The sequence below is a fragment of the Actinokineospora diospyrosa genome, assembly GCF_024171925.1.
GTDB classification, from domain to species: domain Bacteria; phylum Actinomycetota; class Actinomycetes; order Mycobacteriales; family Pseudonocardiaceae; genus Actinokineospora; species Actinokineospora diospyrosa.
This window is the reverse complement of the sequence record NZ_JAMTCO010000012.1, coordinates 45107-69162: the sequence shown is the minus strand read 5'-3', so window position 1 is coordinate 69162 and position 24056 is coordinate 45107. Positions and strand designations below refer to the sequence as shown.

Here is a 24056-nt window from a genome sequence, read left to right as displayed (position 1 = left end):
CCTACCCTGGAGCACGTGAGCGTGGTGTTGTTGGCCGAGGACGACGCGGCTATCGCGGACCCCCTGTCGCGTGCATTGCACCGAGAGGGCTATGAGGTGCGGGTTGTCGGAGACGGCCACGCCGCGCTGGAGGTGGCCTCCACCGGCCACCCCGACCTGCTTGTCCTCGACCTCGGGCTGCCCGGGATCGATGGGCTCGACGTGTGCAGGCGGTTACGCGCGGCAGGCCGGGGCATCCCGGTGCTGATGCTGACCGCCCGGGCCGACGAGGTGGACTTCGTCGTCGGCCTGGACGCGGGCGCCGACGACTACGTCGCCAAGCCGTTCCGGCTCGCCGAGCTGCTGGCCCGCATCCGGGCGCTGCTGCGCAGGCAGGCCCCGGGCGCCATCGACGTCAACGGGGTGCGGATGGACCTCGCCGCGCGCGTGGTGACCGTCGACGGCACCGAGATCACCCTCGCCAACAAGGAGTTCGAGCTGCTGCGCGTGCTGATCCAGCGCGCGGGCCAGGTCGTGACCCGCGAGGAGATCCTCACCGAGGTGTGGAGCGACCCGGAGCTCAAGACCAGCAAGACCCTGGACATGCACATGTCGTGGCTGCGCCGCAAGCTCGGTGAGGGCGGCCCCCGCTCCACTGAGCGTCGTATTGCGACCGTGCGCGGGGTCGGCTTCCGTTTCAACGCCGAGTAGCCGTGCGCCGCCGCATCCTCTTGGCCATCCTGCTCGCGGTTACCGTCACCGCGTGCGCCTTGGGCATCCCGCTCGGTTACACCGCCTTGCAGGTCGTCGAGAGCTTGACCAGGGAAGACCTCGCTGTGCGTGCGCAGCAGATCGCGGCGACCCTCGACGATGAGATCGCCAACGGCAGGCCCGTAGACCTGGACACAGTGCGGTTGGCGGTACCGACCGGCGGCAGGCTAACCGTGAGCCTCCCCAGTGAAGGCGAGCGGACGCTAGGGCCGTGGCCGGTCGAGGACGTGGTCGCCGAACAGGTGCCCATGTCACGGCAGGGCACCGTTCGGCTGGAGATCGACGCAGCCCCCATGCGTACGCGACAGACACAGGTAGCGGCGCTGGTGGCACTAGTGGTGGTGCTGACGGTCGCTGTTGGCACCGTGGTCGCCATCGTCACCGCGCGTCGGTTGGCTCGCCCCCTGCGGCACGTCGCGGACCGTGCCACCCGCCTCGGCGCTGGCGACTTCCGGCTCGACCGCGCCCGCTACGACCTACATGAGCTCGACCTGGTCGCTGAGGCCCTGGACGCGTCAGCGACCGCGCTTGCCCAGCTCGTCCAACGAGAACGCGACCTGGTGGGCGACGTGTCCCACCAGCTGCGCAGCAGGCTCACAGCGCTCCAGCTGCGCCTAGAGGCCCTGACGATGGTGCCTGACCAAGATGCCGCCGCCGAGGCCCGTGAGGCCCTCGATCAAGCCGAACGGCTTGCTGACGTCCTCGACGAGCTCTTGGCCGCCGCTCGTGAGGCACGCGCGGTCGACGCCGAACCAGTTGACCTTGCCCGCGAGCTCACGGCCATCGCCAACGAATGGCGCGAGATGCTGCGCTCTGAAGGTCGGACGCTGCGCATGCGCATCACCCCGGGACTAATGGCACGGGTCACCCCTGCCCGGCTCCGGGAGGCCATCGGCGTCCTCCTCGACAACGCCCTGCGCCATGGCGGTGGCACGGTGACGCTGTCTGCCCGTTCAGGGGAGTCTGTGGGTGGCGAGACTGTCGTCATCGACGTCACCGACGCGGGTAATGGCGTGCCCGACGAGTTGGCCCCGCACATCTTCGACCGGGGGGTGTCCGGCGGCGGCTCTACCGGCTTGGGGCTGGCGCTAGCTCGTGCCCTTGTCGAGTCCGACGGCGGCAGGCTTGAGCTGTCCACGGCGCGCCCACCGACGTTCACGGTGTTCCTGCCCGTGCCGAAGGCGGGCGACCTACCCGGCCTGAACTGGCCTACCGGGCGTTCCCCGCGCTAAGCGGCCTGCTCGTCCTTGCCGGTCGCGACCGTCCGGAGCGGGCGCACCCGCGCCTCGGCCTCCGGGAAGACCCACTTCTTGAACGCCCACCAGCGGAAGACCATCGCGACCAGGGTGCCGAGGATGATCCCGAAGCCGAAGTCGGCGATCTCCTGGGTCAGCAACGACACGTGCGGCACGGCGAGGTCGAACAGGTACCGCGAGACCCACAGCGGCAGCGCGTTCAGGCCGACGCCGATGCCGCTGATCAGGAAGAACAGCGCGGCCTCGTGCGGGCGCTCGCGGCCACCGCGGTGCCGGAAGGACCACTCCCGGTTGAGGATGTAGGACACGATCGTCGCGATGATGACCGCCACGATCAGCGCGGTCACCGGGTTGCGGTTGAGCACGGTCAGCTTCAGCGCGTAGTTGATCGCGTTGGTGACGATGAAGCACACGCCGCCGACGACCGCGAACTTGAGCAGCTCGCGGTGCTTGATGAGCAGCGACCGCACCGGCTTGGGCAAGCGGGTCAGCAGCGTGTCCACGAAGGCCATGGCGGCGGAGTCTATCGGCCCTGATCTGCGGACACTCGGCAGCCGGGCCGCTAAGTCGGCTGCGTCACTGATCAGCAGTCCAAGTTCAACCCCTTCAAGCTCTTAAGTCCGATTTCCAAGCAGAGGCTGATGAGGGGCTTGTGCTGTGAGTGCGTAGTCGCCGGGGGCTGTGGTTTCGGAGTTGGGCCGGTCGTCACTGTCGGTGGTTTTGTCGTCGTGGTGACAGTCGGCCCTGTCGTCGGTTTCGTGGGGGTCGTCGTCGGCGCCGTGGTGGGCTTAGTTGTCGTAGTGGTCGGCGGTGCCGTGGTGGTTGTGGTTGTGGGGGGCCGCGGGTCGTTGTGCTCGCAGCAGATCGGGTGCCATGGGAGCTTGACCGTCGTGCTGTCGGTAGCCGTACCGAGAGCCGCTGACACGGTCACAGTTCGCTTGCCGCGCTCATCCTTGTGGTGCACTTGGATCCCCGCGACGATCTTCAACTGCTCACCGGGGCGCAGCGAGGTAGCGCTAACGCAGTTCAGGAAGTCCTCTCCAGCGGTGCAGATGACCTCGCGATCCGACGAGAGGTAGCGGGCCCTGCGGTCGAGGGTGATGGCAACGGCCTTGGTGCTCTGGCCCGTGTTGGTCGCCCACGCTGCTACGCGCACCTCACGACCCCACGGCAGGAGCCGCTCAACGAGCCCTTGATCGTCTATAGCCGCCGTGAGCTGCACGCCGTCCGGTAGAGGTGTGACCTCGATACCGATCGTGAACGGGACCTCGATCTGCATCCCAGCGGTGAGGGTGCCGGAGATCTGTGCGGTGAGTTGCGCATCGTCAGCGATCAGGCGGTAGACCAAGGTGACCGTCTCGCCCGGCTGGAGGCCTCGCTCGGAACTGCAGGTGACCCTGCCGGTGCCGCCTGGGCAGCCGATGGTGATGGCTTCGGCGTTCAACCGCAGCAAGGGGCGCCCGGTGAGCCTGTCGGGGCCAGGTACCGCTCGGACCCCGCCTGGGAGCGGTAGGACTGCCACGACCGGCTCAGAGACACCGTCGCCGGAGTTGGTGACCGTGATGGGGATGTCGGTCGGGGCGCCTGGCGTAAGAGCCACCGCGCTACCTGGTCCGGATGCAGTCAGATTGGGGCGCGTCACCGGGGGAGGCTGAGTGGTCGTCGTCGTGGGGGGTGTCGTCGTTGTTGGTGGCGCCGTCGTGGTCGTTGGCGCCGTCGTGGTCGTAGTGGGCGGCGGCGGTGTCGTAGTGGTGGTGGGCTCGGGCGTCGTGGTCGGTTCCGGCGTCGTGGCTGGCGCTGGCGGAACTGTTGGCGGTACCTGCGGAGCTGGGCTGGTGGGTCGCGGGGCCGTCTTGGTCGGCGAGTTCGTCGCCACTACGGCTGCTGGGACCTGCTCTTGGCTGGGCGTAGCGGCCAGCCCGACCACGACGGCGGCTACTAGAGCTGCACCCGACACCGCGACCGTCATGGCCTGCCGGGGAGCGCTGGTGATCGCGCTCAGGATGCCGCCCCCACTGGCTCCGGTAGCCACACCGGCGGTGACGACCGCGGCCGCCTTCGTGGCCCCCAGGTATCCGGCGACCGCCATCGGACCGAGCACCAGCGGCGCGATGAAGAGGCGTAGGCCGCTGTTGACGTCTGCCAGCTCGGCGGCCAGGGCACGGCACCGGTCGCACTCGTCCAAGTGCCCCTCGACCTGGGCCTTTTCCCGCTTCGACAGGCCACCGCGCACCCATGCGCCCAGCCGCTCGGCGGTGGCCCGGCAGCGCTGGTCGGAGGTTTCGGCGAGGTGGACCTGCAAATATGCCTGCTTGAGGCCCTCCCGTGCGCGATAGGCCAACGCGGAGACGCCATTGGGGCTCAGCCCGAGCAACGGTGCGACTTCAGCGGGGGACTGGCCCTCGATCTCGGTGTGCCACAGCACAGCTTGCCAGCGTTCCGGCAGCTTCTTGAACGCCCGGGCAGCCAAGGACCGCTCGAGACCGGCGACAGCGGTGTCGGAGAACGGCACGCTCACCGCGTCCAGGTTGATACCGCTCACCTGGGACACGTCGTCGCTGTACTCGATCTTACGGTCGCGCCGGGTCTTGTCGTAAGCGGTGTGCCTTAGCGCTGTCAGCAGGTACGCGCGGAACGCCGAATCGGGGCCACGGCCTTGCCGCAGCGTTTCCAAGACCTTCGCGAACGCCTCCGACACCAGGTCGTCCGCTTCAGCCTGCGAACGCCCCAGTTGCCGGGCAAGATTGCGCGCGGCACCCACGTGCCGCTGGTAGAGCGAACCGTAGGCCGCGGGGTTCCCGGCCCGCACAGCTTCGATCAGCTCGGCGTCACTCGGGCCGTCGATCTCGGCCGGAACCGTCGACACTGTGCTCCCCTCGACCTCTGCCACCCCCGCGTCGCGACCAAGTGTGACTGAAGCTCACCGTAACGTCACGCATCACTCAGGCGGGCGAGATTGTTTTTCGCACCATCGATTCACCCGTTTCGCGTCACAACCGCACCCGAACCACGTCACTTCCTTCGGGAACCGGCGAAGGGACTCAAAGCTGTGGCGGTACAAGAAGCGGGGTCGCGGTGGCGCCGCGACGATGCTCAAGGTACTGACTCCGCGCTGCCTGAGCTGCGCGCCCGGTGGCGCACGGCCAGCCTGCGCGCGGGCTGGCGCTTCCCGAGCGACTGGGGCGCCCCCGAGGTGGACGAGGTGTGCAACGCCGTCCTCACCGGTGGTGACCTCCTGGCCGCCCTCGGCGACCTGGCCCGCGCCCGGGCGTTCGCGGGCGCCGACCTCGACGAGACCCTCGCGGACCTCGCGGCGCTGCACGCCGTCCTGGAGTCCCCGACCGACGAGGTCGACCCGGACCCGGACACCACCCCGGCCGCCCTGCTCCGCTCCACCGCCCTCGCCTGGGCCGACGCGGCGCTGAGCCGGCTACACGCTGGCGACATAACCGACACCCTCTCGGGCCAGGCCAACGCCGACTACCTGCGCGTGCGCCTCGGTGAGATCTACGCCGAGTGCCGTCGGAAGGGCACCTGCCCGGCCGACCGGTACGTGCTGCTGGTCGCGACCCTGGACCTGTCGAAGGTCAGCGGCTGGTCCCGGCTGATGGCGATGGTCCTGGTCGGCGACGTGCTGCGCGCCGTGTTCGACGGCGGCGAGAGCGTGGCCGTCCTGGGCCCGTCGGTCGCCGTCGTGCTGACCGAGCGCGAGACCGGCCTGGCCGAACGCGCCGCCGACGCACGACTCCTGATCAAGGACCGGCTGGGGGTCGACCCGGACCTCGGCCCGGACGCGACGCCGGAGGTCCGCGTGCAGCGGCTGCCGGTGGGCGAGCCCGCGGCGGTGAGCCTGCTGCGGGAGATCAGCCGGGCTTGACCGGCGTTGGACGCGGCTCGCTGGTCTTCGTGCGCGGCTCACGGGTCTTCGGGGGTTGTCGCTCATGGCCTGCTTCGGGGTCGGTGTTCTTGGGTCTTCGTTGTGGGTGGGGCTGAGGTTTGCCCGCGCGGCCGTTTGGTGCGGTTGTGGGTGGGTGGGTCGAGGTCAGGCGCGCTTTCTGGTCGGCTTGGCGGCTTCTGATTCGCCCTTGTGGGTGACAGAAGTTATCCACATGTCGATCTTCGAGCCGGGTTTCCCAAGATCCACTGTCGGTGGGGCCTAGTAGACTGGCCCTGGGGCCGCCCCCCGGAGAGGGTGGGGGCTGCGCCCCGGACCCGCGCGCGGGGGGCGGTTGTGCGGGGGTGGGCTTGGCGGGCCGGGTGGGGTGGTCTGTCGGTGGCTCTGGGGTGTGGGTGGGCTGGTGGCGGCATGCCTTGGCGGGGGTGCGCCTGGCTGTCTTGCGGGCCGGTGAGTTGATCACTTGCGGGGGACTTTGGCTGGGCGGGCTCCGGGCGGGTGGGCGCTCGGGGGATTTGCCAGGTCGGGGCGTTGGTGGGTGGTGAGGTATTCACCCGTTTCAGCTACAGAAGTTATCCACATGTGGATCTTGGCGGAGCGCTTTCAAGATCAACCATGGGTCTGACCTGGTAAGATGGGTCTGGGGACGCCCCCCGGTGAGGGTGGGGGCTGCGCCCCCGACGTGCGCGGGCGCGAAGCGGGGGGCGGCGGGGCTGCCTGGCTGAAGCGGCGGGGTGCTGGAGCGGAGCGGTGGCGGAGCTGCCTGGCTGGAGTTGGCGGAGTGCGTGGGGCGCTGGAGCGGCCTGGTGGTCGAGCTGGCGGGGTGAAGCGGAGCCGGTGGCGGGGTGGCGGAGCCGGTGGAGCGGTGGAGTGGCGGTGGAGTGGGGCAGGGGTGCGGGTGTTCGGCGGCGGGCGGTGAAGGTGGGGCGGTCGAGGTGTCGGTGGTGCTGATGTTCGGGGCGGGCGGGTGGACGAGTTGGTCGGAGCGTGGGTCGGGGGGCGCGGAGAGGTGGCTGGCTGGGGTGGGCGGCGCGGAGGTCGCCGGTGGGGTGAAGGGGTGAGGCGAAGGGTGGGGTGAGCAGGGGAGAGGGTGGGGAGGGAGTGGCGCGGTAGGGGCGTGGTTGGCTGTGGGGGTGACCGGGTCTGTCGTGCGTGTTCGGCCATTTTTGGGTGCGTTCGTGGTGCCGCTGATCTGTGTGGTGGCCGGGGTCGTGGGGTGGCTGCTGGGGTGGCACCTCGGCGTTGACAACGCGGTTTATCGGTCTGGGGCGCTGGCGATGCTCCAGGGGGAGCCGCTGTATGACCGGATGTATTTGAGCGCCGAGCCGTCTTGGGCGCGGTTGCCGTTCACCTATCCGCCGACCGCTGCGCTCTTCTTCGTGCCGTTGGCGTTGGTGCCGACGCAGGTGGCTTGGGGGATTTTGGGGGCCGTGTCGGTCCTGCTCCTGGGGTACGTGATCAAGGTGTGCGTCGAGGCCGTGCCGGAGCGTCCACAGTGGATGGATCCGGTGCGGACGGCGGTGGTGCTGGGGGTTGTCCTGCTCGGCCTGGAGCCGGTGTGGCGGACCGTGTTCCTCGGGCAGATCAACATCGTGTTGATGGCCATGGTGGTGGTCGACGTCCTCGTGGTGGGGGCGCGGGGGAGTCGGTTCGGGGGTGTGCTGATCGGGGCCGCGGCGGCGGTGAAGTTGACGCCGTTGGTGTTCGTGGGGCATTTGCTGCTCAAGAAGCGGTGGGCGGACGCGGGGCGGGCGGTGGTGACGTTCGTGCTCCTGCAGGGGTTGGTGTTCCTGTTGATCCGGCACGACTTCACCCAGTTCTGGTGGCACGCCGTCCAGGACCCGCAGCGGATCGGGCCGATCTATTGGGCGGGCAACCAGTCGCTCAACGGGTTGGTGCTTAGGCTCACCGACAACGCCGACTGGTCCATGAAGGTCGTCGCGCCTATCGCGTTGCTCATCGCCGTGCCGTGTGCGTTGTGGATTCGTCGTCTTAGCCCGTTGCCCGCGCTGCTCGTCACGGCCTTCTTCGGTCTTCTTGTGAGCCCCGTCTCCTGGTCGCACCACTGGGTGTGGGCGGTCCCACTCGTGGTCTACCTGCTCTCACGCCTACCGGACCGGAATCCCAGCCGCGCGCAGTTGGCGCCAACTGTCGCAGTTGTCCTTGTCTTCGCCAGTTGCGTGCTTCTGGCCATGCGCAACGGAAAGGCCGTCGAGTTCGACTGGACGGTGGTCGAGTACTTGATCGGGAGCGCCTACCTGCTCGTCCCGGTGGTGGCCGGCGGGATTCTGCTGGCCAGGCGCCGGTAGAGTCCCCTGTTCGTGGACGCACGTACCGGTTTCCCCGTGGTCGGGATGGTCGGCGGTGGACAGCTGGCGCGCATGGCGCACCAGGCCGCCGTCGCGCTCGGCCAGTCGTTGCACGTGCTCGCGGTCGACCCCGCCGAGCCCGCGCCCCTGGTCTCGCCGAACATCACGCTCGGCCACCACACCGACCTGGCCGCCCTGCGCGAGTTCGCCAAGGGGGTCGACGTGCTCACCTTCGACCACGAGCACGTGCCGACCGAGCACCTGCGCGCCCTGGTCGCCGAGGGGGTCAAGGTCCACCCCGGGCCGGACGCGCTCGTGCACGCCCAGGACAAGCTCGTCATGCGCCGCAAGCTCGCCGAGCTCGGCCTCCCGATCCCGGCGTTCGCCGAGGTCAAGGCGGTCGAGGACGTCGTTGAGTTCGGCGACGCCGAGGGCTGGCCGTGTGTGCTCAAGGCCGCCCGCGGTGGCTACGACGGTCGCGGCGTGTGGATGCTCGACGACGCCGCGCAGGCCGCCGCGCTCGTCCCCGACCTGCTCGCCGCGGGCACGCCGCTGCTGGTCGAGCAGCGGGTCGTGATGCGCCGCGAGCTGGCCGCGCTGGTCGCCCGCTCCCCGTTCGGCCAGGGCGCCTGCTGGCCGGTGGTGGAGACCGTGCAGGTCGACGGCATCTGCGTCGAGGTGCTCGCGCCCGCCCCCGACCTGGCCCCCGCCCTCGCCGACCACGCCCAGGAGCTCGCGCTGCGGATCGCCAACGAACTCGGTGTCGTCGGCGTGCTGGCCGTCGAGCTGTTCGAGACCGAGACCGGCGTCGTTGTCAACGAGCTGGCCATGCGCCCGCACAACTCCGGGCACTGGACCATCGAGGGCGCGCTCACCTCCCAGTTCGAGCAGCACATCCGGGCCGTCCTGGACTACCCGCTCGGCGCGACCGACCCGGTCGCCCCCGCGGTCGTCATGGCCAACGTCCTCGGCGCCGCTGAGACCCCGGCGATGGGCGTCGACGAGCGGCTGCACCACCTGTTCGCCCGCTTCCGCGACGCGCGCGTGCACCTCTACGGCAAGCAGGAGCGCCCAGGCCGCAAGGTCGGCCACGTGACCTTCCTCGGCACCGACCTCGCCGCGACCCGCTCCCGCGCCGCGCTGGCCGCGCACTGGCTGTCCACCGCCGTCTGGCTCGACGGCCACCAGATCCACTAACCACCGGATCTACCGGCCGCAGGCACCCCGCAAGGCCACCAGACCCAGCCAGATCCCGCCAGAGGCCCGCCGGGCAACCGGAACCGCCGGGCAGAACCCGGGCCGCCAGGTCCACCGAGACAGGAGCAACCGAGGTGACCGACACCCCCGCAGTCGGCCTGATCATGGGCAGCGACTCGGACTGGCCGGTGATGCGGCTGGCCGCCGAGGCGCTGGCCGAGTTCGACGTGGCGCACGAGGTCAGCGTCGTCTCCGCGCACCGCACCCCGCAGCGCATGCTCGACTACGCCACCACCGCCGTCGACCGCGGCCTGAAGGTGATCATCGCGGGCGCGGGCGGCGCTGCCCACCTGCCCGGCATGGTCGCCTCGGCCACCGTGCTGCCCGTGATCGGCGTGCCGGTGCCGCTGAAGTACCTCGACGGCATGGACTCGCTGCTCTCGATCGTGCAGATGCCCGCGGGCGTGCCGGTCGCGACCGTGTCGGTCGGCGGGGCGCGCAACGCCGGTCTGCTCGCCGTGCGGATCTTGGCCGCGGCCGACGCGGACCTGCGGGAGCGGATGGCGGCGTTCCAGGAGTCGTTGCGGGACCTGGTGCTGGAGAAGGACGCGGCGTTGCGGGCGACGCTGAGCTGACCGGGTGAGCCGGGGTAACGCGGGGGTCGGCGCAGCGACACGGTGAGTGTCGAGCGAGGTCTCCCGGAGGAGCCCGATGTCCACGATCGCCCCGGTCGTCACGCCCAGGTTCGCCGTGCGGGCCGCCGTGCCCGGGGTGCTGCTCCTGCTGCTGGCGCTCGCCTACACCGCGCTCCTACCGCTGGCCCCGAGCCTGGCGGACCAGAGCGGCATCGCTGAGCTGGCGATCAACGGCGGCGAGCGGGGCCGGGTGGTCATCCCCGGTGAGGCGTTGGACTGCGCGGAGCAGACCGGGCGGACGGTGTGCTCCGTCGATGTGCTCGACCGCGAGTTGCGGGTCGTGATGACCCCCGGCGCGGGCGGGGGCGTGCAGTGCTCCGCCGACTACGCGGGCAGTTCGCGCGATTGCGTGATCACCTACTACAGCTACGCCTCCCCAGCCGGTGTTGCCCTCTCGGACGGCCTCGCGCTGACCCGGGAGGAGTTCGACCGGGTCGCGGCCGAGGCGATGCCGTGGTGGCGGTTCGACAACGGGATGCCGCTGGTGTTGCCGGTCGTGCTGCTCGTGTTCCCGCTCGCGGCCGCGCTGGTCGTCGGGTTCGGTGGCAGGCGGCGGGTCGAGCGGCCCGGTCTGCTGGTGGCGGGCATCGGCGTGGGCTGGTTCGCGCTGCACGTGGGTCTTCTCGCGCTGCTGGGCACCAACATGATCGAGTTGGTTCCGCCGGTGCTGGTGGTCGCCGCACTGGTGACGTTCTGGCAGTGGACGTTGACCAGGCCGGGGTGGCGGACCGGGTGGGGCCACGGGATCACGGCGTTCTTGGTGACGACCGTCGCCTGCTTCGTGTCGATGTTCGTGTTCCTGGTCGCCGGGCTCTTCGTCGACTAGCGCGCCCACTGTTCGCCGCGAGGTCTCCAGGAGGAGCCCGATGTCCGTGATCGCCCCGGTAACCCCGCCTCGGCTCACTGTGCGGGCGGCTCTACCTGGCGCTCTGCTGCTGGCGTTGTTCGGTGTCCTCGTATTGCTCACGATGGTCGCGCCTGGCCGCGGCGACGACGGGCAGCTCTATGGGATCGCCATCAACCAAGGCGAAGACCAGTGGGTGACCATCCCGCGTGCTGCGCTGTCATGCGAGATGGTGGGCGATACCTCTACCTGCACTGTGGAAGTGGCGGGTAGGCAGTTGCGGGCATCTATGACCTACACCGGTTCGAGCAGGCACCTCTCCTGCGTCGCCCAGTACGACGGCGATCCGGTGTCTTGCGGGGCGACCTACAACTACACGTCCACCGGTGTCGGCGCGATCGCTCTGATCGAAGACGGCCTCGGTGTCTCCGCCGTGGAACTCGCCGGACTCGCGCCCTGGTGGACGCAGATCGGCGACATCGCCGACTCCGGTCCGATCGTGGTCGCGGTGCTCGCCGTCGTGGCCGCCTTCGTCGCCGGGTTCGGCGGCAGGCGGCCGGTCAACAACGCCACCCCGCTGCTCTGGGCGACCGGGGTCGGCTGGGCGCTGCTGGTGGTGGCGTCGCTGGTCCTGTTGGGCGGCAGCGTGTTCTTCGTGATCCACCCGCTGGTGATCGTCGCGGGCGGTGTGCTCGTGCTCTGGCAGTGGACGCTGGCCAGACCGGGGCGCGCGCAGGGGATCTGGCGCGCGCTCGGCGCCTTCGCCTCGACCGCGTTCGCCTCGTCGGTCGCGCTGCTGCTGTTCATGCTCGCAGGCGCTTTCATCGACTAGGACCCAGATGCCCGTCACCACATCCCGGTTCACCGCCCGGTCGGCCCTGCCGGGCGCCCTGCTCCTCGCGCTGTTCGGGATCTGCCTCGCGCTCGTGGTCACCTCACCGACCCGCGAGTACGAGCAGATCCACGACATCGCCGTGCACAACGGCCAGGACGCCTGGCTGTCGTTGCCGCGCGCGGCGATGTCCTGCGTGCAGGTCGGCCTCGTCGAGACCTGCGTGGTGGACGTCGTGGGCAGGCCGCTGGAGGTCGCGATGACCCAACCCGCGTCGGAGACCGGGCCGATCTCGTGCACCGCCCGCTACGACGGCAAGCCGCGGATGTGCGAAGCGACCTTCGCGTACGGGCCCAGCGGCGACGGGGCGGCCGCCCGGTTGCCCGCCGGGATCGGCTTGAGCACCGCGGAGGTCGACCGCCTCGCCACCGAGACGCCTCGGTTGTCGCTGCCCGCGGGCCCACGGCGGTTCCTCGTGGTCGCCACCGGCTCGCTCGCCGTCATCGCCGCACTGGTCGCCGGGTACGGCGGCAGGCGGCCGACCGAGGAACCGCGCACCCTGGTGTGGACCACCGGGCTCGGCTGGCTCGTGCTGCTGGTGTTCGCGACCGCGCTGCTCGGCGGCAGCCTGAACGCGGTGGTGCTCTTCGCGGCCTCCTTCGCGGGCGTGCTGCTGGTGTTCTGGCAGTGGACGCTGACCAGACCGGGCCTGCGGCACGGCCTCGGTAGGGCCGCCGGGGCGTTCGCGGTCACCGCCGTGACCAGTTCGGTCGCCCTCTACGCGTTCCTGCTCGCCGGGGCATTCATCGTTTAGCGGCGCAGCACACAAGGACACCGAAGTGAACGGGCGCTAACATCGGGTCGGGACGCTGCCGTACCGGGAGGTAACTGACGTGGACGCGGGCTACGGGCTCTACCAGCTCGGCGACGAGCACAACGCGCTGCGCGAGGCCGTGCGCGACCTCGCCGAGAAGGAGATCGCGCCGCACGCGGTCGAGGTGGACGAGCAGGAGCGGTTCCCGGTCGAGGCGTTGACCGCGCTGAACAAGGCCGGGTTCGCCGCGCCGCACATCCCGGAGGCCTACGACGGGCAGGGCGCCGACTCGGTGGCGACCAACATCGTGATCGAGGAGGTCGCCCGGGTCTGCGGGTCGTCCTCGCTGATCCCGGCGGTCAACAAGCTGGGCACGATGAACCTGATCCTCGGCGGGTCCGAGGCGCTTAAGCAGAAGGTGCTCTCCGAGATCGCCGCCGGTGAGATGGCCTCTTACGCGCTGTCGGAGCGAGAGGCCGGGTCGGACACCGCGTCGATGCGCACCAAGGCCCGCTCGGAGGGGTCGACCTGGGTGCTCAACGGCACCAAGTGCTGGATCACCAACGCGGGCGAGTCCAGCTGGTACACGGTGATGGCGGTGTCCAACCCGGACGCGGCCAAGCCCGCCGACGGCATCTCGGCGTTCATGGTGCACAAGGACGACCCCGGGTTCGTGGTCGGGCCGAAGGAGCGCAAGCTCGGCATCAAGGGCTCACCGACCCGCGAGATCTACTTCGAGAACTGCGAGATCCCGGCCGACCGGATCATCGGCGAACCCGGCCAGGGCCTGCGGCTCGCGTTGCGCACGCTCGACCACACGCGGCACTCGATCGGCGCGCAGGCGTTGGGCATCGCGCAGGGTGCGCTGGACGCGGCGGTCGCTTACGTCAAGGACCGCAAGCAGTTCGGCAAGGCGATCGCGGAGTTCCAGGGCGTGCAGTTCATGCTCGCGGACATGGCGATGAAGATCGAAGCCGCCCGCCACCTGGTGTACGCGGCCGCGGCCAAGGTCGAGCGCGGCGAGCCGGGCGGGTCCTTCGCCTCCAGCGCCGCGAAGACCTTCGCCTCGGACACGGCGATGGAGGTCACGACCGACGCGGTCCAGCTGTTCGGCGGCGCGGGCTACACCCGCGACTTCCCGGTCGAGCGGATGATGCGCGACGCCAAGATCACCCAGATCTACGAGGGCACCAACCAGATCCAGCGCATGGTGATGGCGCGGTCCCTGCTCAAGGGCTAATCAGGATCTTCGCTCGAGGGCGGCTCGGTCGTGGACCGGGCCGCCCTTCGCTGTGTAACGGTGGGTGCTCGGGCCCCGACGGAGCGGGGTGTGAAGGTCTTCATCAGCTGGTCGGGCGAGATCAGCCGGAACGTGGCCGAGGTACTGCGCGAGTGGATCCCGTCGGTGATCCAGGCCGTGGAGCCGTACCTGTCGTCGGAGGACATCGACAAGGGGGCGCGGTGGAGTTCGGACATCTCGGCGGAGTTGGCGGACTGCAACTTCGGGATCGTCTGCGTGACGAAGGACAACTTGGCGGCGCCGTGGTTGAACTTCGAGGCGGGGGCGTTGTCGAAGTTCGTGGAGACCAGTCGGGTGTCTCCATTTTTGTTCGGGGTTGAGCGCAAAGAGGTCACCGGGCCGCTGCTGCAATTCCAGTCCACGGTCTACGAGCGCGACGACGTCCGGAAGCTGATCAACTCGATCAACGCCGCGTGCCCGCTGCCGGTGAAGAAGCTGGACACCGCGTTCGACGTGTGGTGGCCGGAGTTGGACGGCAAGCTCCGGGAGGTGAGTGCCACCCCCAGTGCGAATACCGTGGAGAAGCGCTCCGCCGAGGATCTCTTGGGTGAAGTGCTGGACCTCGTTCGGGCGCAGCACAGAATGATGATTGCGGACAGCGATCAATCCTACAACGGGCGTCTGCGGACGCTTCGTCACCATTTGGCCGACATGCGGGATTTGGCTGACAGCGGGCAGGATTTGCGAGCTCATATCGAGTTTGCGATCTACAACGTGAACAAGATGTTGCACCCGGAATTGGAGGGCGCCCCGCTCGAGGGGGACCGGGGCACGGTTGCTGTGCGTAGGCGGAAGACTCCATGAAGTGAATCTGGAAAGAGTTGCGCTTGCGGACTGAACCTGTCCGCAAGCGGTCCTAGAGTTGTCCTCAAGGAAGTCGCGAAGACACAAAGGACGCATCATGAGCAGCCCGCTTGACCTCTCCAGCACCCCGACCGCCACCGACCTCGACGCCGAGCGGGCGGACCTGCTGCAGACCCTCGCCGTGCACCGCGGCTTCCTGCGCCACACCGCCCAGGGCCTCACCGACGAGCAGGCGGCGCAGCGCAGCACCGTCAGCGCGCTCACCATCGGCGGGCTCATCAAGCACGTCGCCTCGACCGAGGCGGCTTGGTACCGGTTCATGGTCGGCGGCGCGGCCGAGATGGAGAGCGTCGCGCTGGACTGGGAGGACGAGCACCGGATGAACCCGGGCGAGTCGCTCGAGACCCACCTCGCCAACTACGCCGAGGTCGCCGCCAAGACCGATGAGCTGGTCAAGACCGCCGACCTCAACAAGGCTTTCCCGTTGCCGGTGGCGCCCTGGTTCGAGGCGGGCGCGGTCCGCTCCGTGCGCCGGGTCCTGCTGCACATCATCGCCGAGACCGCGCAGCACGCAGGCCACGCGGACATCATCCGCGAGAGCCTCGACGGCCAGAAGACGATGGGCTGAAGGCCCGCCGGACCAGCGGCTGGTACCAGGAGCCGAGCAGGCGCGCCAGCAGGTCGATGACGTAGGCGTCCGGGCCGACCAAGACGCGCGCGCGGTCGCGGCGGACACCGTCGAGGATGAGCCGGGCCGCGCGCTCCGGGGAGGTCATCGCCACCCGGTCGAGGGAGCGTCCGAAGGACTCCCGCTCGGCCGGGTCGGAGGTCCGCGCCGAGCGGGCGATGGCGGTCCGGACGCCGCCGGGGTGCACGCAGGTGACGCCCACGACGCCCGCCACCTCTTGGCGCAGCGACTCGGTGAAGCCGCGGACGGCGAACTTGGCGGCGTTGTAGGCGCTCTGCGTCGGCACCCCGATCAGCCCGAACACGCTGGACACGTTCACCAGGTGCCCGCGGGTGGCGACCAGGTGCGGCAGGAACGCCCGCGTCCCGTGCACCACGCCCCAGAAGTCGATGTCCATGACCCAGCGCAGGTCCTCGTCGCTCATCTGGGCGACGGTGCCCTTCAGCGCCACCCCGGCGTTGTTGACCACCAGGTCGACCCGGCCGAGGTCGGCGACGACCTGGTCGGCGTGCGCGTACACCGCGTCCCGGTCGGCCACGTCCAGCCGGTACGGCCGCACCCCGGGCCCCTCGGCGACCTCGGCGATGTCCGAGGCGGCCACCTGGGCCCCGGCCGCGACCAGCGCCGACACCAGGGCCTGACCGATGCCCGACGCGGCGCCGGTGACGACGGCGACCTTCCCGCTGAACGAGCGCATCAGGTCAGGTCCAGGGTCGTCCGCTCGGCCGTGCGGTGCGCGTCCACCCGGGCCGGGTTGCTGACCTGCACCACCGACCCACCTGCCACCAGCGGCGCGACCAGAGCGCTGAGCACCCCGTCGGGCACCGTCCACTCCCGGGTGGACAGCACCCGCACCCCCGGTTCCAGCCCTGCGGCCCGCGCCAGCACCTCGTCCACCGTCAGCCCGGCCAGCGCGGGCGTCGACCCGGGCACCGGCGCGCCGAAGTAGTCGTCGCCGAACAACCGGGCCTCGCCGATGAAGTCGATCACGCCGTCCCGCGAGCCACCCAGGTAGCGGCCCATCGGGTCCAGCGACACCGTCGCCGCCACCCCGTCCGCGCTGACCCCGGGTGCGACGAAGGTCACCGCGGCAGGCCCCTCGGCGACCACGTGCGCGCCCGCCCACCACGCGCCCAGCAGCACCCCGGCGGTCTGCCAGTGCGCTGGCAACCGCACGGCCACCGGCGTCCCGGCCTCGACGTCGTACTCCTCGACGAGCCAGTTCGCGGTCTTCGCCGCCCAGTTCGCCATGGTCGCGACCGACAGCTCAACCCGGCTGCCGGTGGCGTCGTCGTAGTGGGTGACCAGAGGCTTGGCTGAGGACGCGCGAAGGGGCCGCAAGATGGCTTCGGTAAGGCTCACTGGACCAAACTAGCGGCGGCCGTACTACGGCGTGTGCAGGCGCCTCAAGGTGAACAGGTTGTCGGCAGGGTCAACGGTCGCGTATAGCAACGCACCGATGCGGAACTCGGGGTCTGCGTCGCCGCGGTAGGTCGTCTCGAAGGGCGGCACGTCGGCGCCGCTGATGCGCAGGCGCAGCACCGCCACGTCCGGGCTGCCGTCACCGGGGTCGACCAGTTCCACCTCGACGACCTCCGCTGTGGCGGGCTTGCCGTCGCGCAGCAACCGCTCGGTGTCCGACTTGTGCTCGCCCGCGTCGGACCACAGCACGAAGCCGAGCGGTAAGAGGAACACCACCACCGCCGCTTCGATGAGCGCACCGGTCCACCAGGCCATCCCGGTGGTGAACACCGCGACGGTGGTGACCGCCACGCCCAGCCAGCACGCCACAGCGCACCACCGAAGCAGCACCCGCGCCCACACGCCGCCGTACGAAGCCTGCCTGCCAGCCGCGGTCATTCGGCTAGTTGATGCACTTGAGGCTGCCTGCCTCGACGTTCGGTGGAGCCACGGTGACCGGCGGGCTCGCCTTGGTCGAGGTAGGACGGACCGTGCTGGTTGGGGAGAGGTTGAGGAAAGGATCGCTGGTGAGCTGCTGGTCGCCGGACGGGTAAGAGGTGCCCAGCACGACCCGCACGTGACCGGAGATAAGAGTGCGGTCTTCGGTCAGGGTCAGCGCCTTGGTGGTCAGCGTGGTGGCGACCGCGTTGGCCTTGGCGAGCTCGCCGGGCGCGTAGCGGACCACCGTGCCGTTCTGCACCGCCGCGTCCCCCACCTCACCCCGGGTGAAGCCGTGCGCGATCAGGCGGTCGAGGACGGTGGAGGCCAGGCCCTTGGTGTTGGAACCGTTGCGCACGTCCACGGTGATGCCGGTGCTGGGCTTGCCGGTGGTCGTCGGCGCCAGCGGGATCGCGTTGGTCTCCACCGGGCTGCCCGACGACGGGGCGGGCGGGCCGCTCGGTCGCTGGGTGACCCCATCCGCCTGGTCGATGACCTGCTTGATCGTCGCCGCCACGTGCTCCGGGTTCACCTTGATCACGTCGGCCCCGCCGATCTTGGCGTCGCCCTCGTTCGGGATGGTCCGGAACTCGATGTTCCCGCTGCTCAGGCCCTGCATCTGGGCGGCGAAGCGGGACAGGTTCCAGTTCGAGGACAGCACGACCGACTTCTGCACCGCGGTGATCAGGTCCCGGGCCCGGCCCGGGTTGGCCAGCAGCTCCGCGGAGAGGACCTTGTTCGCCAGCGCGCCGAGGAAGGTCTGCTGCCGCACGATCCGGTCCAGGTCGCCGTTGGGCAGCCCGTAGCGCTGCCGCACGAACGACAGCGCCGCCGCGCCGGAGATCGTCTGCCGACCCGCCGGGAAGCGGGCGCCGGACTTGGCCTCGTCGACCGCGTTGTTCAGGCACACCTCGACGCCGCCGACGGCCTTGGTGACCTCGTAGAAGCTGGCCAGGTTGACCTCGGCGTAGCGGTCGATGGTGACCGCCTTGCCGATCAGCCGCTCGATCGCGGCGATGAGGTTCTTGCGGCCCGCGACCACCGCCTTCGCCTCGATCTCCTTCGGGTCGTCGACGCCCTGCTCGACGAGGGTCCGGCGGGTGTCGTTGTAGGCGTACACGAACGCCGAGTTGAGCTTGTGCTTGCCGAACCCGCCGCCGATGTCGACCCACGAGTCGCGCGGGAAGGAGAACGCCACGGCCTTGCGCCCACCCGCGGGGATGTGCACCAGGATCATCGTGTCGGTGTTGCGCTCGCCGTCGGCCTTGCCGCCGTTGAGCATCGCGAGGACCTCTTTGGGCAGCGGGTTGCCGAACGCGTCGGTGCGGCTGTCGATGCCCACCAGCAGGATGTCGACCGCGCTGTCGAGCCGCTCGGCGGTGGAACCACCGGTCGCCGGGTCGTCCGCCTGCACGTCGATGACGTCGGTGGTGGCCACGTTGTCGTCGAGGCCGCGGATCAGCGACCACCCCCACGCGGTGGCCGCGACAACGGCCACCGAGAGCACGGTGACCAGGGTGCGCACCAGCACGGTGCTCACCCGCAAGAACATCGACGGCCGACGCGGCACGGGTAACGCACCCCCCGATTCGCCGGTCACCGCACGCGCACGCTCGCCCACGCACGCTCCTCCCCGGTCTGACCTGACATGACCAGGTTACCCACGTCCGTGTGGTCCGGCTGTCAGCGTCGTCACCGGTAACACGGATCGGCGAGCGTCGACGTTTACTCCGACAGGGGACAGACGTGGAAGACTCCTCGCGGGGAAACCTGCGAGCGTGAGGACGGTGGGACCACATGCGGGTGCTGGTGACAGGCGGGGCCGGGTTCATCGGGTCGCACTACGTGCGGCGAGCGCTGGCCGGGGCGTACCCGTCGCTGGCCGACGCCGAGGTCGTGGTGCTCGACAAGCTGACCTACGCCGGGAACCGGGCCAACCTCGACCCGGTCGCCGACAGCGAGCGGCTGCGCTTCGTCGAGGGCGACATCTGCGACGCCGAGCTGGTCCGGGCGAGCATGGCCGGGGTCGACCTGGTGGTGCACTTCGCCGCCGAGTCCCACGTGGACCGCTCGATCCTCGGCGCGGCCGACTTCGTGCTGACCAACGTGCTCGGCACCCAGACGCTGCTGCAGGCGGCCGTGGAGGCGGGCGTCGGCCGGTTCGTGCACGTCTCGACCGACGAGGTGTACGGCTCGATCGACGAGGGCTCCTGGCCCGAGACCCACCCGCTGGAGCCCAATTCGCCGTATGCGGCGTCCAAGGCGTCCTCGGACCTGATGGCGCGGTCGTTCTTCCGCACGCACGGGCTGCCGGTGAACATCACCCGGTGCTCGAACAACTACGGGCCGTACCAGTTCCCGGAGAAGGTCATCCCGCTGTTCACCACGAACCTGATGGACGGCAAGAAGATCCCGCTCTACGGCGACGGCCTCAACGTGCGCGACTGGCTGCACGTCGACGACCACTGCCACGGCATCCAGCTCGTCGTCGACGGCGGCCGCGCTGGCGAGGTCTACAACATCGGCGGCGGCACCGAGCTGACCAACCGGGAGCTGACCAGCCTGCTGCTGGCCGCGACCGGCACCGACGAGTCGTTCGTGCAGCCGGTCATCGACCGCAAGGCGCACGACCGGCGCTACTCGGTCGACATCACCAAGATCGCCACCGAGCTGGGCTACGCGCCCCGGGTGTCCTTCCAGGACGGTCTCGCCGAGACCGTCTCGTGGTACCGGGACAACAGAGCGTGGTGGGAACCGCTGAAGAACCGCGCCGCGCTACCCGGGAGCTGACCGACCGTGTCCCTCGTCCTACTCGTCCCCGGCGGCAGCGGGCAGCTCGGCCGGGAACTGGCCGCGCTCGACGGCGTCGACGTCGTGGCCCCCGGCTCGGCCGAGCTCGACATCACCAGCGCGGGCTCGGTCATCGAGGCGGTCGCGGGCACCGTCGAGCACGCCGCGGGCCGCCGCGTCGTCGTGGTCAACGCCGCGGCGCACACCGCGGTGGACAAGGCCGAGACCGAGCAGGCGCGCGCGTTCGCGATCAACGCCGACGGCCCCCGGGTGCTCGCCGCGGTGTGCTCCTCGCGCGGCGTGCCGCTGGTGCACATCTCCACCGACTACGTCTTCCCCGGCGACGCCACCGCGCCGTACGAGGTGGACGCCGCGCCGGGGCCCAGGTCGATCTACGGGTTGACCAAGCTGGCCGGTGAGGACGCCGTGCTCGGCTCCGGCGCGGACGCGTGGGTCGTGCGCACGTCGTGGGTCTACGGGGCCTGGGGCAAGAACTTCGTGAAGACCATGGCGCGGCTGGAGGGTTCGCGCGACACCCTGTCCGTTGTGGACGACCAGCTCGGCAGTCCCACGTGGACGTTCGACCTGGCCGCCGGTCTGGTCGAACTGGCCACCCGGATCGCGCAGGGCCAAGGACCCGCGGCCCGGGTGCTGCACGCCACCGGCGCGGGCGAGGTCACCTGGGCCGGGTTCGCCCGGGCTGTCTTCGAGGAGTTGGGCGCCGACCCGGACCGGGTGAAGTCCTGCGGCACCGAGGACTACCCCACCCCGGCGCGGCGCCCCGCGTACTCCGTGCTGTCGAACCGGACCTGGGCCGACGCGGGCCTGACCCCGTTGCGCCCTTGGCGGGAAGCCCTGGCCGACGCCTTCTCCCGGCACGCCGCCGAGTTCCGCGGCTAACAGCCACTGCGCCGCTGCGCGGGCAGGCGTCCGCCGACGCTCAGCGGTCCGCCGCGGCGCGGTAGGCGGCGACGGTCAGTTCCGCGCAGCGGCGCCAGGTGTACCCGGCGGCGTGCGCTCGGCGCTCGCTGATCTTGCCCGGCGTCAGGCGGTTCTCCAGCGCCTCCGTCAGCGCTGTCGCCATGGCGTCGATCTCACCGAAGGGCACCAGGTGCGCGTGGTCGCCGGAGATCTCGCGCAGGGCGGGCACGTCCGTGCACACCACCGGCACGTCGCACGCCATCGCCTCGATCACCGGCAGGCCGAAGCCCTCGTCGCGCGAGGGCAGGGTCAACGCCGACGCGCCCGCCATGACGCTGCGCAAGTCCGCTTCGGACAGATAACCGGTGGTGCGCACCCGACCACCCGACGCGCTGTGGCCCGGTCCGACCAGGACCAGCGGCGGCAGCGCCGGGGTGTTCGCGTGGGCCTTGATGAGCCAGTCGAGCGCCTTGCGCGGGCCCGGTGAGCCCACGTACAGCAGGTATTCCCGGGGCAGGTTCAACCGCTTGGCCAGGTCCGGGTTCGGCGGGCGGGCGGTGAACCACGCCGGGTCCACCCCCAGCGGCGTCACCCGCACCTTCTCCTCCGCCACCCCCAGCCGCGACACCACCAGGTCGGCCACGGCCTTGCTCGGTGCGCACACGACGCCCGCGCGGTGCGCCGAGACCCGCACCAGTTCGGGCAGCTGGGTGTCGAAACGCGAGAGTTCCTCGGGGTAGTCCAAGAAGCTGAGGTTGTGGACGGTCAGCACGCCGCCCGCGCGGAACGCGGCGGGCAGGACGAAGTTGGTCCCGTGCACGACATCGGTGAGACCGGCGAACAGCTCCACCGGGGGGAAGTTCCCCCGCAGCCACGCCGCGCGCAACAAGCCCGCCGGTGAGGGGATGCCGCGGGCCCGGACCCCGTGCGGCAGCACCCGGCGCAGCCCGCGCCAGCCGCGCAGCGTGAACGCGACCGCCCGCATGTCCACATGGGACGACGAGGCGAGTTCCTCGGCCAGCGCGGCGGTGTAGCGGCCGATGCCGGTGCGGTTGCCCAGCAGCGGGGTCCCGTCGATCAGTACCCGAATCGGCCTAGGCATGCGGGCGTCCCCCTGACTGCCGTGCGGTCGCGGCGCCGGGTCCGCGCGCGAGGGGCGCCCGCGCGCACAAGGGGCACTGGACCGGTCGGGTGCCCTGAGCCAATCCTGCCTCCTCGCGTGCGCGGTGCCGCCAGCCATAGCGTGCCTCATCGCAGCGCGTGATGGGTGCTCAACGGCAGGAAACGGGGCAACGCGCCCGCCGCATCCGCACGGGCGCGGCTGCCGCCTCACCCGATCGCCCCAACCGGCGGCGTCCGGTTGGCGCACAACGGAGGTCGCGAGGTCCAGAGTGGAGCGTGTGCCGGTCGGAAGTTCACCTGTTCGTGGGTGACCTGGTCGGCCGCGGCGAGCGCGCTGGGTAGTGGGTGCGCGGGGTCGGGCCCGGTGGGTCGAGCACGGCGGGGGTCGGGCACGGCTGGGTCGGGCGCAGTCGGGCACAGTCGGGTCGGGCGCGGCTGGGTCGGGCGCGGTGGGATCGGGCGCGGCTGGACCGGGCACAGTGGGATCGAGCACAGCGGGGTCGGGCACAATGTCGGGTCGTGACCGCTGAACCCACCGCCTACGGTGACCGGATCGCCGTGGTGACCGTGACCTACTCGCCCGGGGACACCCTGGAGCGGTTCATCCAGACCCTGGCCGCGGCCACCACCCGGCAGGTCCGGGTCGTGCTGGCCGACAACGGCTCGGTCGACGGCGCCCCCGAGGCCGCCTCGGCCGCCCACGAGCACGTCGACCTGGTCCGCACCGGGGGCAACCTGGGCTACGGCGGCGGCGCGAACCGCGGCGTCGCGGCCCTGGGCCCCGAGTACGGCTGGGTCGTGGTGGCCAACCCCGACCTGGAGTGGGCCCCCGGCTCGCTCGACGACCTGCTCGCCGCCGCCGAGCGCTGGCCGCGCGGCGGCGCGTTCGGCCCGCTGATCACCGAGCGCGACGGCGCGGTCTACCCGTCCGCGCGCGAGGTCCCCTCGCTGGGCAAGGGCATCGGGCACGGCCTGCTCGGCAAGGTGTGGCCCGCCAACCCGTGGACCCGCGCCTACAAGCAGTCCGGTACCGACGTGCGCGAACGCGTCGCGGGCTGGCTCTCGGGCTCCTGCCTGCTGCTGCGCCGCACGGCGTTCGACTCCGTCGACGGGTTCGACACCCGCTACTTCATGTACTTCGAGGACGTCGACCTGGGTGAGCGCCTCGGCGAGGCGGGCTGGCAGAACGTCTACGTCCCCTCGGCGAGCGTCATGCACATCCAGGGCGTGTCCACGGCGAAGGTGTCGGACAAGATGCTCGCCGCCCACCACGACAGCGCCTACCGCTACATCGCCGACCGCCACCGCGGGCCCGCCTGGGCGCCGGTGCGCGTCGCGATCAAGGCCGGTCTGGCGTTGCGCCTACGGTTGGCGACCCGCTAGCGGGCCCTGGACCGTCCATTCAGGACTGTGGACCCGCGGTCAATGGTCCACTGAGGACAGTCAGTGGTCGCCGTCGAGGCGCTGGGACAGGGAAGGGCGGTGCGGGTGCGGGTGCGGCCGCACCGTCGGCACCATGCCCTCGGCTTGGCGGGGGTGGGGCTGCCGCGGGTACGGGCGTGGCGGCGCGGCCACGGACTGGGTGGCCGCCTCCTGCGCTATCGCGGGCAGTTCCTCGGTCGGTCGGAACGCGTCCGAGTCCGCTGGGAACGCCTCCGCCGGGAACGCCTCCGCTGGGAACACCATCGTGACGTCCGGGTCGGCGGCATCGATCGCGGCGACGACCGCGCGGGGGATCTGCAGCGTCGCCGAGGCGTCCATCGGGGAGATGGCGCTGTCCGGGGTGACGACGTAGGCGCCGCGAGCGCGGGCTCGCGCCAAGATGGCATCGGCCCGGTCACGGGGGTCCATGTGGCGGCCTCTCCTGCGTCGCTGCCAGTGGTGTTCAGGACTGCTTGTCATACGGCGAAGCACGACCTTGCCCCGTCAGAGTATCCCGC

General features: G+C 70.5%; 23 protein-coding genes. 15 read left to right on the top strand and 8 right to left on the bottom strand.

The window, feature by feature from the left end; all coding sequences use genetic code 11:
- Positions 1 to 21 precede the first annotated feature (21 nt).
- Together LV75_RS23990 and LV75_RS23985 are read left to right on the top strand one after the other, a co-directional pair.
- On the top strand, positions 22 to 690 hold the full coding sequence (locus LV75_RS23990; protein WP_092778371.1) for a response regulator transcription factor: 669 nt from the start codon (positions 22 to 24) through the stop codon (positions 688 to 690).
- A gap of 2 nt (positions 691 to 692) precedes the next feature.
- The gene (locus LV75_RS23985) at positions 693 to 1982 is read left to right on the top strand and encodes a sensor histidine kinase (RefSeq protein WP_253889245.1); all 1290 of its coding nucleotides are present in this window, start codon (positions 693 to 695) and stop codon (positions 1980 to 1982) included.
- Here the strand turns inward: LV75_RS23985 and LV75_RS23980 are convergent.
- Positions 1979 to 2518: a GtrA family protein gene (locus tag LV75_RS23980; protein ID WP_253889244.1), complete on the bottom strand. Its 540-nt coding sequence runs from the start codon at positions 2516 to 2518 to the stop codon at positions 1979 to 1981. The two genes, LV75_RS23985 and LV75_RS23980, sit on opposite strands and share 4 nt — an antisense overlap.
- 71 nt (positions 2519 to 2589) lie before the next feature.
- Positions 2590 to 4872 (bottom strand): sigma-70 family RNA polymerase sigma factor, encoded by a 2283-nt coding sequence (locus tag LV75_RS23975; protein ID WP_253889243.1) that lies wholly within the window; start codon positions 4870 to 4872, stop codon positions 2590 to 2592.
- Between the two features lie 183 nt (positions 4873 to 5055).
- Here LV75_RS23975 and LV75_RS23970 point away from each other — a divergent pair, with 183 nt between their 5' ends.
- The 10 genes from LV75_RS23970 to LV75_RS23925 all read left to right on the top strand — a co-directional run bounded on the left by LV75_RS23970 (position 5056) and on the right by LV75_RS23925 (position 15324).
- Positions 5056 to 5883, top strand: a complete 828-nt coding sequence (locus LV75_RS23970) for a GGDEF domain-containing protein (protein WP_253889242.1) — start codon at positions 5056 to 5058, stop codon at positions 5881 to 5883.
- 1196 nt (positions 5884 to 7079) lie between these two features.
- A complete protein-coding gene (locus tag LV75_RS23965) occupies positions 7080 to 8210 on the top strand; it encodes a glycosyltransferase 87 family protein (RefSeq protein WP_253889241.1) in 1131 nt (376 codons plus the stop codon).
- 12 nt (positions 8211 to 8222) lie between these two features.
- Positions 8223 to 9407 carry a 5-(carboxyamino)imidazole ribonucleotide synthase gene (locus LV75_RS23960; RefSeq protein ID WP_253889240.1) on the top strand — a complete coding sequence of 395 codons (1185 nt, stop codon included), beginning with the start codon at positions 8223 to 8225 and terminating at the stop codon, positions 9405 to 9407.
- Between the two features lie 164 nt (positions 9408 to 9571).
- Positions 9572 to 10042 carry a 5-(carboxyamino)imidazole ribonucleotide mutase gene (purE, locus tag LV75_RS23955; protein WP_253889433.1) on the top strand — a complete coding sequence of 157 codons (471 nt, stop codon included), beginning with the start codon at positions 9572 to 9574 and terminating at the stop codon, positions 10040 to 10042.
- Between the two features lie 76 nt (positions 10043 to 10118).
- Positions 10119 to 10928: a hypothetical protein gene (locus tag LV75_RS23950; protein ID WP_253889239.1), complete on the top strand. Its 810-nt coding sequence runs from the start codon at positions 10119 to 10121 to the stop codon at positions 10926 to 10928.
- Between the two features lie 40 nt (positions 10929 to 10968).
- Positions 10969 to 11778: a hypothetical protein gene (locus tag LV75_RS23945; RefSeq protein WP_253889238.1), complete on the top strand. Its 810-nt coding sequence runs from the start codon at positions 10969 to 10971 to the stop codon at positions 11776 to 11778.
- A 7-nt stretch (positions 11779 to 11785) separates the two neighbouring features.
- Positions 11786 to 12592: a hypothetical protein gene (locus LV75_RS23940; RefSeq protein WP_253889237.1), complete on the top strand. Its 807-nt coding sequence runs from the start codon at positions 11786 to 11788 to the stop codon at positions 12590 to 12592.
- Between the two features lie 79 nt (positions 12593 to 12671).
- Entirely contained in the window at positions 12672 to 13832 is a 1161-nt protein-coding gene (locus LV75_RS23935) for an acyl-CoA dehydrogenase family protein (protein WP_253889236.1), read from the top strand.
- Between the two features lie 90 nt (positions 13833 to 13922).
- A complete protein-coding gene (locus LV75_RS23930) occupies positions 13923 to 14696 on the top strand; it encodes a toll/interleukin-1 receptor domain-containing protein (protein WP_253889235.1) in 774 nt (257 codons plus the stop codon).
- Positions 14697 to 14793: 97 nt separating this feature from the next.
- Positions 14794 to 15324: a DinB family protein gene (locus LV75_RS23925; RefSeq protein ID WP_253889234.1), complete on the top strand. Its 531-nt coding sequence runs from the start codon at positions 14794 to 14796 to the stop codon at positions 15322 to 15324.
- Here LV75_RS23925 and LV75_RS23920 read toward each other — a convergent pair.
- Genes LV75_RS23920 through LV75_RS23905 form a run of 4 tightly spaced genes read right to left on the bottom strand, consistent with a single transcriptional unit; the run spans position 15284 to position 18823 of the window.
- On the bottom strand, positions 15284 to 16081 hold the full coding sequence (locus LV75_RS23920; protein ID WP_253889233.1) for an SDR family NAD(P)-dependent oxidoreductase: 798 nt from the start codon (positions 16079 to 16081) through the stop codon (positions 15284 to 15286). The two genes, LV75_RS23925 and LV75_RS23920, sit on opposite strands and share 41 nt — an antisense overlap.
- Entirely contained in the window at positions 16081 to 16746 is a 666-nt protein-coding gene (locus LV75_RS23915; RefSeq protein WP_253889232.1) for a TIGR03089 family protein, read from the bottom strand. The genes LV75_RS23920 and LV75_RS23915 overlap by 1 nt, the downstream gene beginning before the upstream one ends.
- Positions 16747 to 16770: 24 nt before the next feature.
- On the bottom strand, positions 16771 to 17244 hold the full coding sequence (locus tag LV75_RS23910; RefSeq protein WP_253889231.1) for a hypothetical protein: 474 nt from the start codon (positions 17242 to 17244) through the stop codon (positions 16771 to 16773).
- Positions 17245 to 17248: 4 nt separating this feature from the next.
- Positions 17249 to 18823, bottom strand: coding sequence for an LCP family protein (locus LV75_RS23905; RefSeq protein ID WP_253889230.1), 1575 nt, complete (start codon positions 18821 to 18823; stop codon positions 17249 to 17251).
- A gap of 257 nt (positions 18824 to 19080) precedes the next feature.
- On the opposite strand from LV75_RS23905, the gene rfbB reads away from it, so the two are divergent.
- Together rfbB and rfbD are read left to right on the top strand one after the other, a co-directional pair.
- Positions 19081 to 20073, top strand: coding sequence for a dTDP-glucose 4,6-dehydratase (rfbB, locus tag LV75_RS23900; RefSeq protein ID WP_253889229.1), 993 nt, complete (start codon positions 19081 to 19083; stop codon positions 20071 to 20073).
- Positions 20074 to 20079: 6 nt separating this feature from the next.
- Positions 20080 to 20973 carry a dTDP-4-dehydrorhamnose reductase gene (gene rfbD / locus LV75_RS23895; protein ID WP_253889228.1) on the top strand — a complete coding sequence of 298 codons (894 nt, stop codon included), beginning with the start codon at positions 20080 to 20082 and terminating at the stop codon, positions 20971 to 20973.
- A 40-nt stretch (positions 20974 to 21013) separates the two neighbouring features.
- Here the strand turns inward: rfbD and LV75_RS23890 are convergent, their stop codons facing one another.
- Positions 21014 to 22096, bottom strand: a complete 1083-nt coding sequence (locus tag LV75_RS23890) for a glycosyltransferase family 4 protein (RefSeq protein ID WP_253889227.1) — start codon at positions 22094 to 22096, stop codon at positions 21014 to 21016.
- A 539-nt stretch (positions 22097 to 22635) separates the two neighbouring features.
- Between LV75_RS23890 and LV75_RS23885 the strand changes: the two genes are divergently transcribed.
- Complete coding sequence (locus LV75_RS23885; RefSeq protein ID WP_253889226.1) at positions 22636 to 23499, top strand: glycosyltransferase family 2 protein; 864 nt, start codon at positions 22636 to 22638, stop codon at positions 23497 to 23499.
- A 60-nt stretch (positions 23500 to 23559) separates the two neighbouring features.
- Here LV75_RS23885 and LV75_RS23880 read toward each other — a convergent pair whose 3' ends face one another.
- The gene (locus tag LV75_RS23880) at positions 23560 to 23967 is read right to left on the bottom strand and encodes a hypothetical protein (protein ID WP_253889225.1); all 408 of its coding nucleotides are present in this window, start codon (positions 23965 to 23967) and stop codon (positions 23560 to 23562) included.
- Between the last annotated feature and the right edge of the window lie 89 nt (positions 23968 to 24056).

What these genes read in the sequence shown, in the direction of transcription:
- LV75_RS23980 (WP_253889244.1), bottom strand. Translation starts at nt 2,518, where the DNA reads ATGGCCTTCGTGGACACGCTGCTGACCCGCTTGCCCAAGCCGGTGCGG.
- purE (WP_253889433.1), top strand. Translation starts at nt 9,572, where the DNA reads ATGGGCAGCGACTCGGACTGGCCGGTGATGCGGCTGGCCGCCGAGGCG.
- LV75_RS23950 (WP_253889239.1), top strand. Translation starts at nt 10,119, where the DNA reads ATGTCCACGATCGCCCCGGTCGTCACGCCCAGGTTCGCCGTGCGGGCC.
- LV75_RS23945 (WP_253889238.1), top strand. Translation starts at nt 10,969, where the DNA reads ATGTCCGTGATCGCCCCGGTAACCCCGCCTCGGCTCACTGTGCGGGCG.
- LV75_RS23940 (WP_253889237.1), top strand. Translation starts at nt 11,786, where the DNA reads ATGCCCGTCACCACATCCCGGTTCACCGCCCGGTCGGCCCTGCCGGGC.
- LV75_RS23925 (WP_253889234.1), top strand. Translation starts at nt 14,794, where the DNA reads ATGAGCAGCCCGCTTGACCTCTCCAGCACCCCGACCGCCACCGACCTC.
- LV75_RS23920 (WP_253889233.1), bottom strand. Translation starts at nt 16,081, where the DNA reads ATGCGCTCGTTCAGCGGGAAGGTCGCCGTCGTCACCGGCGCCGCGTCG.
- LV75_RS23910 (WP_253889231.1), bottom strand. Translation starts at nt 17,244, where the DNA reads ATGACCGCGGCTGGCAGGCAGGCTTCGTACGGCGGCGTGTGGGCGCGG.
- rfbB (WP_253889229.1), top strand. Translation starts at nt 19,081, where the DNA reads ATGCGGGTGCTGGTGACAGGCGGGGCCGGGTTCATCGGGTCGCACTAC.
- LV75_RS23890 (WP_253889227.1), bottom strand. Translation starts at nt 22,096, where the DNA reads ATGCCTAGGCCGATTCGGGTACTGATCGACGGGACCCCGCTGCTGGGC.
- LV75_RS23880 (WP_253889225.1), bottom strand. Translation starts at nt 23,967, where the DNA reads ATGGACCCCCGTGACCGGGCCGATGCCATCTTGGCGCGAGCCCGCGCT.